The organism is Bacteroides sp. ZJ-18 (genome assembly GCF_011038705.2).
In the GTDB taxonomy this organism is placed as follows: Bacteria; Bacteroidota; Bacteroidia; order Bacteroidales; family Bacteroidaceae; genus Bacteroides; species Bacteroides hominis.
The window spans coordinates 1,881,407-1,894,260 of the sequence record NZ_CP072198.1; the positions used below are offsets into that span (position 1 = coordinate 1,881,407).

The 12,854-nt window shown below is 42.1% G+C and carries 5 protein-coding genes; 2 read left to right on the top strand and 3 right to left on the bottom strand.

Annotation, left to right across the window (positions count from 1 at the left end; translation table 11 throughout):
* Positions 1-77: 77 nt before the first annotated feature.
* Together G7Y45_RS07480 and G7Y45_RS07485 are read right to left on the bottom strand one after the other, a co-directional pair.
* Positions 78-2,060, bottom strand: a complete 1,983-nt coding sequence (locus G7Y45_RS07480; RefSeq protein WP_022011960.1) for a RagB/SusD family nutrient uptake outer membrane protein — start codon at positions 2,058-2,060, stop codon at positions 78-80.
* Positions 2,061-2,072: 12 nt separating this feature from the next.
* Positions 2,073-5,258, bottom strand: a complete 3,186-nt coding sequence (locus G7Y45_RS07485) for a TonB-dependent receptor (protein WP_005810229.1) — start codon at positions 5,256-5,258, stop codon at positions 2,073-2,075.
* Between the two features lie 184 nt (positions 5,259-5,442).
* On the opposite strand from G7Y45_RS07485, the gene G7Y45_RS07490 reads away from it, so the two are divergent.
* Complete coding sequence (locus G7Y45_RS07490) at positions 5,443-9,528, top strand: two-component regulator propeller domain-containing protein (protein WP_165016979.1); 4,086 nt, start codon at positions 5,443-5,445, stop codon at positions 9,526-9,528.
* Between the two features lie 71 nt (positions 9,529-9,599).
* Here G7Y45_RS07490 and G7Y45_RS07495 read toward each other — a convergent pair whose 3' ends face one another.
* Entirely contained in the window at positions 9,600-11,045 is a 1,446-nt protein-coding gene (locus G7Y45_RS07495) for an MFS transporter (RefSeq protein ID WP_165016890.1), read from the bottom strand.
* A 456-nt stretch (positions 11,046-11,501) separates the two neighbouring features.
* Between G7Y45_RS07495 and G7Y45_RS07500 the strand changes: the two genes are divergently transcribed.
* Complete coding sequence (locus G7Y45_RS07500) at positions 11,502-12,851, top strand: alpha-L-fucosidase (protein WP_005775612.1); 1,350 nt, start codon at positions 11,502-11,504, stop codon at positions 12,849-12,851.
* Positions 12,852-12,854: the final 3 nt, after the last annotated feature.

Sequence of the window (12,854 nt, forward strand, 5' to 3'; positions counted from 1 at the left end):
TTGGTGAAAGAAACAAGACCTCCCCGCACTTTTTTGAGGAGGTCCTGTTGGTTATCGGATATCTAATCTACTGAAAACTAATCTCCATCGGGGAGACTGCTGGTTTCTATCTTCCATCCCGGATTTTGATAAATTGTGGAGGTGGTATAGTCTGTAGACCCTTCTTCTGCTGTTGTCAGACGGAAGTGGTCGAAGGCTATCGGATTCAGGTATTTATTCTGGTTCCAGTTATAGCCGTTATAGGCTATGTTATTTGTATTAATCCGGTAAGGACGCAGGTACTGGCTTTCTGATTTTGCTGACACATTGGCATTGGCGTTCCCTGATTCTATCAGGTTAATAACAGAGAGAGTGACGTCTGCTGTTGGTGCCGGATTGGGAGTTGTGTAGCGTTGATAGTTTTCGCTCCACAAATCGAATCCTTCAACATGATAATTTTGCATCATATCCAGTGAGCGCCAGCGTTTCAAATCGTTCAGACGAAGCCCTTCGGCTGCAAACTCAATACGGCGTTCCCGACGGATGTTATACAAAGTGTTTGATACAAACTCTGAACCGGAATAGCGGGCAAAATCCAGTTCCTTACTCAAATCTGTCGCATTGATTGTTTTCTGATAATCGGTATCCATTCCTGCGCGGCTGCGGAGGGCTTTCCAGTATTTATCACTGTTGGCATCGAGTGAGTTATTCAGTTCATAATCTGCTTCCATATAATTCAGGTATGCTTCTGCAGCCCGGAATACAACGCATGCTGTAGTTGAAGGCAGAGTCGGACCTTGTGCAGCATCTGTTGTCAGTCCTTTTTTTACAGAATAGCCGGTAGGACATTTGTTTTCATTCTGTCCAAGTACAATTGGTGCACGGTAATAATAGCCATATCCTTTGACCAGATATTCGATATTGCTGCCTCCTTCTGATAATAGATCACCAGGTAATAAAGTATTGTATGTCAGACGTGGGTCACGGTCGGTTGCAACTGCTTCATAAGATTTATCTCCTTGATAACCGGAATTGCCGGCATAAATAGGTAATCCGTTTTCCATCAGGTAAGTTTGCATCATACTGCGTGTCCATCCGGTGTTACCTCCTCCATTACGCTGAATATATCCTACTACGAAGTGATTCACAGAAGGAGTCAGGCTGGCATCATAAGCTCTCCACAGTAATACTTCCGAAGCATTGCTTAATGATTGGCTGTTGAATAGTGACGGATAATCATTGAACAACGGATACTTATCTGCAACAATTTGGGCGGCTTCTTTTGCCTCTGTCAAGAAGAATTTGATTTCAGAATCGATGTCAATCGTGAAATCCTTCAGATAATCCTTTTCTGCTCCGGGCCATCCCGGGCCTCCCGGAACGCGGGCAGTTCCTTTATGATACTTTTCCCAAGTGCCTTCGAAGAGAGCTACACGGCTTTTCAATAAAGCAGCACAATCTTTGTTTAGACGGTTACTCATAGGAGCAGTTGTTTTCATGTAATAGTAAGCAGAATCCAGATCTTGTAAAATGAAGCGTGCCACTTCATTACGCGGGCGACGTTTACTTGCTTCCCTGACCGTTTCATAGTCTTCCGAAATCCATTGTTTTAGGATAGGGAAGTCTCCGAGAGCAACTAACTTGGTGTAATAAATGTAGGCACGGAAGAAATACATCTCTCCCAGATAATGCATGTTATTAGCTTCCATTCCACTTAGTTCGCCAGCTTCCAGGCGAGGGCGTACTTTGTTGATGAAGTAATTTACATTTCGAATTTTACCGAAATCCCAGGCGCCACCACTTTGAGCTACACGAGTTTCTCCTTTTACAAACGAACTGTTGGGGTTACTTGCAGCTTGGTTATCACTGTTGTTATCAGTAGCAAATACTCCCATACTGTATTGTCCCGGAGTGTGGGATGGAAGTTGGTCATACAAATTAGCCGAATAAGCCGCCAAATCACTTTCTGCCAACAGATATTTGTCGGTAGGTACGGCATCCAATGGCTCTTTATCGAGAAAATCATTGCAAGAGCATAAAACACTTGCTAAACTAAAAATATATAATAGATTCTTTTTCATTATACTTGCTTTTTAAAGAGTTATATTTAAACCAAATGAAATAGTCTTTGACAATGGGTAGGTCTTTCCGTTACTGAATCCGTTACCGGCAGTTGCTTCAGGGTCGAACATATCGGCGATACCACTAATTGTAAATAAGTTCTCACCGCTGACATAAACACGGAGCTTTTCAATTTTTGCTTTATTCATCCAGGCTTTGGGGAATGTATATCCGATTTGCAGATTTTTCATACGCATATAAGCACCGTTCTGCAAATAGCGTGTTTGAGTCTGCTTGTTTTTGTTTCCTTTATCACCCAGATATGCTTTGGGATAGTATGAATCGACATTTGCTCCGAATATAGAAGTTGTGTTTTCAGGACGGAAATAATCGAGATGTTCGTCGAAACCTACAGATTGCCACTCGCCACCGTCTGCTCCCCAGAACATCGGACCGCTCAACCAAAGATCACGTTTCATGACACCTTGGAAGAACATCTGGACATCAAAGCCTTTCCAGTCAGCTCCTAAGCTCAATCCGAAACGAAAGCGGGGAGTACTGTTCCCGATTTTCTTTAAATCACCATGATCTGTTGCTGTACTATTTCCTTTGTCTACTACGCCATCGCCATTGAGGTCCCGGTACATAATATCACCTGCTCCCCAGGCAGAACCTATCTTACTTTGGTCATTGTTAGCCAACCATTCCGTCATTTGAGCATCTGTATGGGCAATACCTTCGGTTTCGTATCCCCATATCTCTCCGATAGTCATTCCATTGTAATAAAGGGCGTTGCCGTTTGCATCCCACAGAGCTTTAGAAGCGTTAGGATATGAAATGACTTTGGCACGGTTGTCAGAAAGATTGAATCCTACATTATAGTTTACTTTTCCGATATTATCTCTCCAGTTAGCCTGTAGTTCCCATCCCTTATTTTTTAATTCAGCATTGTTGGTGTTGGGTAGTGAAGTTCCTAAAATAGCACCTACTTCGGCTGCCGGTCCTACCATATCTTTGGTTCTGCGGATGAAGTATTCAAAAGTCATGTTCAGACGATTGTTGAACATGCCGAGATCGATACCGAAATTGGTATTATAGATTTTCTCCCATGTAAGTGTGCTACTGACCATTCCGGGAACTCCGGCTGTTGTTGGTCTGCTGCCGTCCATTAACCAGTTGCCACCGTTGGCTGTTACACTTTGTGTCAGATAGAACGGATAGTAAGAGTCTGTGTTCTGGTTACCTAACATACCCCATGAAACACGAGGTTTCAGTGTGCCAATAATATCGTTGATTGGTTCAAAGAATGATTCACGGGCTACATTCCATCCTAAAGAGAAAGAAGGAAATACGTTCCAGCGCTGATCTCTCAAGAAGCGGGAAGAACCGTCGTAACGAACATTTACTTCAGCCATATAACGGTCTTTATAAGCATAGTTGAGGCGTCCGAAGAATCCGGCTGTGGACCAGTCATTGTATTTGGAACTATTAATCTTGTCTTCTCCTGTCGCTGCACTGATTTCCGGAACAAGACTGCTGATTACATCAGGACGCTGGGCTGCGAGTTCGCGATAAATATATTCTTCGGTATTCATTCCGACCAATGCCTTGAAGTAATGGTCTTTTATTTGTAATGTGTAATCAGTATATACACTTGTTGTGTAAAAATTGCTATTTTGGTAGGCTGAGCGTGCAAAAGAGGATCCTGGAGAATAACTGCCGCTGAAAGCCAATGCCAACGGGTTACCGTTTACATCGTGCTCGTAGATGGGGTTTAGGTTTGTTTGTTTATTTTGGTTGATAACCCGCATTCCTGCTTCTGCATAGATATTCCAACCTTTCATAGGGTGAATCACCAATTGTCCCTGAAGGTAAATATTGTCATTGTGTGTTTTGGCACGTCCGCCGTCAGTCAATTGGCTGAGTTTACCATTCCTCATATAATAGCCGTTCGGGTCTTTAAAAGGCATCATAGGCCACATGCGGGCAATATCATGATAAAGGAGTCCACCTTCTTCAAGATAAATAGGATTGTCAAGATCAAAACGAACGAATTTGGTGTTTATGTTGAAGTCTACGTATTTATTAATTTGCGCATTTACTTTTGCTGTTGCATTATAGCGTTTGTAATTATCGTTACCGTAACGGAGGTTACCGTCCTGATTCAGGTAACTGCCCGAAACGTAGTATTGCAATTTTTCTGTACCTCCGTTCAGGCTGATATTGTGTTCATTTGACCAGGCCCATTGAAAATGCTTTTTCCACCAGTTTACGTTATCATTGGCTTTCTCGTGGAAATGCCAATTGTTGCCGTTAGCTATGGTAGTTGTTGTAATTTCACCTGCCATATACTTCTGGATACGGTCTATGGTCTCTTCATCAAATATTGCACTACCACCTTGGTTGATAGATGCTTCATTGAAATAATTGGCAAAGCGATACGAATCGATTTGGTTAGGAAGATTAGTTGGTCCGGAATAGCGGAAACTGTTGTTGTAGTTTACCTGCATTTTACCCGCTTTACCCTTTTTAGTGGTGATCAGGATAACACCGAATGCGGCACGTGATCCATAAATGGAAGAAGAAGCGGCATCTTTTAGTACAGAGATGTTTTCAATGTCTTCCGGATTCAGATTGTTCATGTTACCTTCCATTCCGTCGATCAAGATAAGTGGTGAGGCACTTGATCCTTTACCAATAGTACCTGTTCCACGGATGTTTACGTTCATTGTTTGTCCCAACTGTCCTCCTAAATCAGGGGTGGACAGGTTTAATCCCGGAACTACTCCTTGCAGGGCTTGTCCCACCTGTGATACCGGGCGAGAAGCCAGTGCTTTGGTATCTACACTGGCAACGGCTCCGGTTAAGTTTACTTTCTTTTGGGTACCAAAACCGACTACCACTACTTCATCAAGTGTTTTTGAATCCTCACTTAATTCAATCCTGAAAGATGTTTGGGCACCATTGAGGGAAATTGACTGAGTTACGTATCCTATATAAGACACGTTTAATACACTTCCTTTTGCAACATTTTTTAGGGCGAACTCACCATCCAGATTTGTGACGGTTCCGTTGTTTGTCCCTTTTACTTGAACAGTGGCACCGATGATTGGCTCATTGAGCTTTTTGTCAATCACAGTACCCGTAATGTTGAATTGCTGTGCATGCAATGAAGTGATGCCGAGCAGCAACATGAATAAGATTGAAATTTTTTTCATTCGTTTCTTATTTAAAGTTATACATAAGGTTTAATTACATGGCAAATTTACTGGGATTGGCAGATTGCGGAGGGACACGCTTGTATCATTCAGCATACACGTTTAATTCAATGGCGTGTTTTTTTCAAATCTCTTTTGTATGTTTAGTCTTTATTTTGTTTATTTGCAGTAAATTGATATTATGATGAAGCAGCTAAATCTCTTTTTACTGATTCTGTTTGTATGTAGTTACCCGATTGTTTCCGGTTATGCTTTTTTTGATAAAGATATTCGTCTGCTAACTATGCAAGATGGATTGGCAGATAATACCATCTCCTCAATTTATAAAGATAGGGATGGGTTTATGTGGTTTGGGACTAATAATGGTTTGAGCCGTTATGACGGTAAGTCAATAAAGAATTTCTCTCCTTCACAGGCATATATGCATGTGAAGGAGATCGTAGAAATGTCCGATCAATATTTAGGAGTCATTGCCGGAAATATTTTATATTGTTTTAACCGGACAACAGAGACATTTATACCGGTTGTTCATGCAACAGATCATAGTCGTATATGTATCCCTCACATCATGCCTGCAGAAAACAACTCTTTTTGGGCGTTTTCAGGGCATACATTATATTTATATACAAAGAAAGAGGTCAAGAATGAGAAGGGAGAGGTTGTTCTGATAAAATTAGAATGTGAGAAACAGTATAAAGACCTGATTGATTCTACTGATAGTTTTTACGCAATGTGTTATGCTGACAGTCAGAAAACCTTATGTCTAATTACGGGACGGGGAACTTTAATTTTGTTTCGCCCTGAATCTTTGGAGCAGTCTAAAAAGGTGTCTTTATGGGGAAATAAAGTTTGGGATGTAACCTCTGTATTATATGATAAAGGAATCGTCTGGATTTCTACTGTCGGGCAGGGCATTTTACGTTATCATGTTGCTTCCGGGCATGCAGACAGAATTACCTATCAGGAAAATAATAAAGAAAACAGTCTTTCACATACTGATGTTTTTCGGGTTGTCCCTATTAAAAACGATCGTTATTTAGCTGTAACTTGGAGTGGGTATACTTTATTATTACAAGATAAAGATAACCCGGAAAAGATGACTACTGAAATATACAATAATACAGCTTCGCAACTTCACCGGAGTTTGGAGACGAGAATGATATCAGCCTATTATGATCCCAATGGCATTGTCTGGATAGGTACGAATGGAGGGGGAGTGATGTATTCTGATTTGAGGTCACAGTTTTATAACCAGTTTCATCAGGAGAGGCATAATGAAGTTTGTGGTATTGTCATGGATGGCAGGAAATATGTCTGGATGGCTACTTTCCATCAAGGTATTATGAAAAGTGAGCAACCTTTTCAACTGGGACGACGAATGAGTTTCATTACTGTCGGCACTCCTGAAGTCCGGAAAAAAAATACTGTCCTTTGTGCCATGAAAGACAATAGGGGTTCGCTCTGGTTTGGAAACAGTGATGGGACATTGACTCTTTATGATGGAGCGACCGGGCAGTTTCGGCTGCGATCTTTACAAGACAAGGGGAGAGTTAATGTAGCCGCAGTATGGGCATTGTATATGGATGCTGACCGATGTTTATGGATAGGTACCAATAATGGAGTATGGAAGCTGAACACTAAATCCGGGGTCTCCCAGAAAATCTCAATTGAGAAGGCCTTTAAGGATTCTACCAAGGTTCACGTGCGGGCTATTGTCGGAACGAAGGATGGAGCAATCTGGTTGGGCACAAGTAATATAGGAGTCTGTAAACTGAAGCTCGATTCCGAAGGTGAGATGAGCATAAAAATAGGCTATGAAAAGGTTGCGAATATTAAAAATAGTTCAGTCCGTTCTTTGCTGGTTTCTTCCGATGGCAATGTATATGTGGGCTATATGGATGGTTTTGCCATTCTTTCCCCAAAAACAGATGCGATACGAGAATACTATACGACCCGCGACGGGTTGTGTAGTAATTTCATCGGATGCCTGGTCGAAGACCACCGAGGGCATATTTGGCTGGGAAGTAATTCGGGCGTTTCTCGTTACAGTCGGCATCAACATCTTTTCTATAATTATTATATTAGTGGTAGTAACCGCTCTGCGTTGCTCGCCGATAAAACGTTATTTTTCGGCAATAATAAATCACTTACCTATTTTAATCCGGATAATGTAGATGTGCGTCTTGCTGGAGATAAAGTTTTTATTACAGAACTTGAAGTAGATAACCGTTCTGTTGGGATTGGTGATAAAATCAACGAGCAGACAGTGTTGAAAGAAGGTATTTCATATACAGGTTCGGTTACTTTAAACAATGAGAATCGTGATTTCGCTTTGACTTTCAATAATCTTTCTTATGCTGAAGAGCAGCAGAAATATAACTATCGCTTATTGCCTTATCAGACGCAATGGTTGGTTTCTAACGATGGAGAGAAAGCGGCTTATACAAATTTGCCAGAGGGAGATTATACATTTGAGGTGAAAAGTATCTATCCTGACGGAAGGAATGGAAAGGTGACTTTGCTCCAGATACATATTTTGCCACATTGGAGTCGTACATTGCCTTTCCGATTATTAATTCTCTTATTATTAGTTGGAATAGTGGCTTATTTGATCCGTTTGGTTAAACTTCGTCAGAGGCGCATGGAACATGAGATGCGAATGGAGCATGAACTATTGACGGTAAATCTGGAGCGTGAAAAGGAGCGGCAGATCAGGATGGAGCGCGAGAACTTTTTTACAAGTGCCGCACATGAATTGCGTACTCCATTGACTTTGATTCTCTCACCTCTACAAGAGCTGTTGCAGTATATTAAAGCCTCCGATCCGTTATATAGCAAACTATATACTATGTATAAAAACGGAGCTTCGCTGCATACGCTGGTCGATCAATTACTCTATGTACAGAAAATAGAAGCCGGAATGGTGAAACTCCGTTTATCAGAGGCGGATATTGTAGGATTAGTAAAGGAGGTAGCCGAGTCATTCCGCCAAATGGCAGGAGTGAAGGGATTCACGTTCAATGTACAGCTCCCGGATGATCCTGTTTATCTGTGGATTGATACGGAGAAAATAACTTCATCAGTCAGTAACTTGTTATCCAATGCTTTTAAATATACTTCGCCAAACGGAGAAGTTTTGCTTTCTCTGACCCGCATGGAGCGGGATGGAAAGGGTTTTTGCCGGATAACAGTATCAGATACGGGAACGGGAATTCCGGATGAATTGCAAAAACGTATTTTTGATTCTTTCATCACCGGCGATAATTCACCGGCTTTTTCGACCAAAGTCGGTATTGGATTGCGGATTGTGAAAAATACGATGGATCTGCATCATGGACAAGTCACTCTTGATAGTGAACCTGGGAAAGGTTCTACGTTTGTTCTATTGATACCGGAAGGTAAATCTCATTTTATCGGTGACTTATACGAAGTGGTGGATTATCATAAACATGAAATGGAGCCGCAATTTCAACCCTTGTCCGTACAGGAAAACACTGAAGGGGAGGTTCCGGTCACTAAAAAAACGCTTCTGATTATTGAAGACAATGTAGATGTACGTCAGTATATCCGTTCCTTGTTTGTAGCAAAATACACGGTACTTGAGGCTGCCGATGGTGAAGAAGGTATTCAAGTTGCCACAAAAGAAATTCCCGATTTAATTATTTCGGACGTGATGATGCCAGTCAAAGACGGATTTGCCTGTTGCCGGGAGATACGCGAACGACAAGAGACAGCCCATATTCCTATCCTGATGTTGACAGCCAGGGCAGAAGATGCAGATGTACTGCAAGGTTCTCGTAGCGGGGCGGACGACTATATGATGAAGCCTTTCAATCCGGAAGTGTTGAAAGCGAAAGTGGAGAATCTGATTCTTCAACGCGAACGCTTGAAACGGATTTATACCAAAGCTTTGATGTTGAAGCAGGAGCCGGCTGAAGATGAAGAGGCAGATGACGTATTTATGCAGAAACTTATTAATGTGATTGAGAAGAATCTGTCTGATGATAATTTTAATGTCAAGATGCTGGCCGAGCAACTTCACATGAGCCAGCCTACTTTGTACCGGAAGGTAAAGCAGCGTAGTGAGTTATCTGTAGTCGATATGATTCGAAGTATACGGGTAAGTAAAGCTGCTTCATTGATTATGGAGAATCGTTATTCCATTCAGGAAATCTCCGAAATGGTAGGATTCAGCGATGCCCGGACGTTGAGAAAGCACTTTACGGAACAGTTTGGTGTACCTCCTTCAAAATACATGGAAAGTAAATAAAGAGTTAATTCTTCATCCCCTGTTCAGGAACGAAGAATTAACTCTTTATTTCAGTCTGCTATGTGCTTGTTTTAATCCAATATGATGGGTTTATACTTGGGAACCAATGCCTTCATCACAATCCATCCAACGAGGTAGGCTACCGAACAGATGCAGAAAATTATAAAGTACCCGGCCGGTTTACCGACGAAGCCCATAAATACCATTTGAGTTATATCTGCATGTACAAACAGCTTACCGGCTGAATATTGGAGAATCATCGAACCCACTCCACCTGCCATGCCGCCGATACCGGTAATGCTGGCGATAGCGCTTTTGGGGAACATATCACCTACAGTAGAAAATATATTGGCGGACCAGGATTGATGGGCAGCACCTCCGATACCGATCATGATAACCGGAAGCCAGGGGGAGATGGTTCCCAGTGGTTGGGCGAGTAGTACCAACAGAGGGAAGAAGGCGAAAATCAGCATAGCTCTCATGCGGGCTGCATACGGGTTTAGTCCCGTTTTATTAATGATAATCGTGGGAATCTTTCCACCATAGATGGACAGCATTGTAATTGCGTAAAGAGTGAAAATCAGTGCCCGACCCAATCCTTCGGAGGTTTTTATATCAAATTGAGTGCTCAGGTAGGAGGGTGTCCAGAAGAGGAAAAACCACCATACTCCATCCGTCATGAACTTGCCGAATGCAAAAGCCCAGGTTTGTTTATACATAAAACATTGCCGGAAAGTCATGCCTTTCTTTTCCTTATCTTCTTTTGCGGGTATTGTTCCGTTCTCCTGTTTGTCTTGTTCGATATATTCGAGTTCTGTTTTGTTTACGAATTTGCTTTTAGAAGGAGCTGTATACATGAATACCCAGAACCCCATCCATATGAAACCGAGGGCACCGATGATAACAAACGCCATTTCCCATCCCCAGGCTTTGGCCAGTAATGGAATGCTTAAAGGAGCAATCAGAGCGCCGATAGAGGCACCGGCATTGAAAATGGAAGTGGCATACGCCCGATCCTTTTTCGGGAAATATTCGGCCGTTACTTTAATGGCAGCCGGAAAGTTACCCGCCTCACCAAGTGCCAGGATGCAGCGTGCAACCAGAAAACAATACATGCTTATAGTGGCGAGTATTACCACTACATCGCCTGTGGCCGCTATCAGTTCGGCTGCACTATGCATACCTACATACTCTTCGGTCACAACTCCACAAAATGCATGCATGCAGGCACCTACCGACCATACACCGATAGCCCAGAGATAGCCTTTCTTAGTACCCATCCAGTCGATAAACCGACCGGCAAAAAGCATACAAATGGCATATACAATGGAAAACACAGAAGTTATAATGCCGTAATGTGATTCGTCCCAATGAAACTCGGGCTTGATAAATTCATCCCAGGTCAACGATAGCACCTGGCGGTCGAGGTAGTTTATTGTTGTCGCGAAAAATAACATGGCGCAAATTGTCCATCTGTAGTTTGTCATTTTCCCCACAGTGTTTTGGAGTGTATTCATACTATTTGATTTAAAATTTTCCGGTTTTGTTTCGGAGCCAAAAATACGCATTATTTGATGTTATCCAATGATATTGGCTACTTATTTTCATACTTTCAGAGATTATTTTATGATATATTTATAAAAAGGAAGAATAAATGCGTTATCGAACACAATAAATGTTGTTTTCGCACACGGTTTGTCTTACTAAAAAATAGGAACTACGTTTGAATTGAAAATAGACCGGACTTACTTTCTTGGGATGCGTTAGAGTACTTCCAATACGAAATAGACTTTAATGAAGCTTGAAATGTAAATAATATATGAAAACTTCAGGGTGCTGATTCCGGATTCGGTCCGGATTGTGGTATAGGCAGAGGATGTGCGGTTCGATTTTTATGTTTTTCCTTTTATTTTGTATTTCAAGATAGAAATTTTATCTTTGCCTTAATTGAGACAAAACATAATTAAAATAAAATGAAAAACAACCGATTGATCATTACCCTTATTGCCTTGTTTATTTTAGGGTTTGGGCTGAACGCCCAAACGGCTCCTACTGAGGAAACGGCTGCTCAGAAAGAGAAAAGAATGGAATGGTTCTCCCAGGCCAAGTTAGGAATCTTTATTCATTGGGGAATCTATGCTGTGAACGGAGTATCTGAGAGCTGGTCATTTTTCAACAATTACCTTCCTTATGAAGAGTACATGGCTCAGGAGAAAGGATTTACGGCATCGGCCTACAATCCTCAGGAATGGGTGAAACTGATTAAGGAAAGTGGCGCGCGTTACACCGTCATCACTACCAAGCATCATGATGGTGTAGCTCTTTGGGATACGAAGGTGGGTGACTTGAGTACCGTGAAAAGCACTCCTGCCGGGCGCGACCTGATTGCTCCTTTTGTGAAGGAGGTGCGCAAACAAGGATTAAAACTTGGATTTTACTATTCGCTGCTCGACTGGTCGCATCCCGATTATCCTAATAAAACTCGCACGGAAGCACGTTACAAAAACGATCCGGATCGTTGGGCTAAGTTTGTTAACTTCAATTTCGGACAGCTTTCTGAACTGAATAAAACCTGGAAGCCCGATCTTTATTGGTTCGATGGAGACTGGGAACAAACCGCTGAAGCCTGGGATTCGAAAGGGATCATCAATTTGCTGCGTTCCACTAATCCGAATGTTATAGTAAACTCCCGTATTCAGGGATATGGTGATTATGCCACACCCGAGCAAGGAGTTCCTGTGGTTCGCCCTGCAGATAAATATTGGGAACTTTGCATGACCATGAACGATTCGTGGGGCTATCAACATGCTGATACCAATTATAAAACTCCGTTCATGCTGCTGCGTACTTTTGTCGATTGCCTCAGCATGGGTGGTAATCTGCTTCTGGATATAGGACCGAAAGAAGATGGAACTATTCCTGCTGAACAGATTGCTGTTCTGAAAGAGTTCGGACGTTGGACGAAGAAGCATAAGGAAGCTATCTACGAGACGCGTGCCGGTATTCCATGTGAGCATTTTCAAGGGTATACCACACTGAATAAAGCAGGCGATATTCTTTACCTTTACTTACCTTATAAGCCAAACGGCCCGATTGAGGTGAAAGGGCTTGTCAATAAGGTGAACCGTGTATGGGTAGTGGGCAACGGAGCTATGTTGCCATACAAGGTTTATAACAAGAACTATTGGAGTGAGGTGCCGGGAAACCTCTATATCGATATTCCCGAACGTGTGCAGGATGAACAGATCACTGTGATTGCTGTGTTACTCGATGGTCCTATCAAGCTTTATCGTGGAGTGGGGCAAGTGATTGAAAGTAATTAAAAA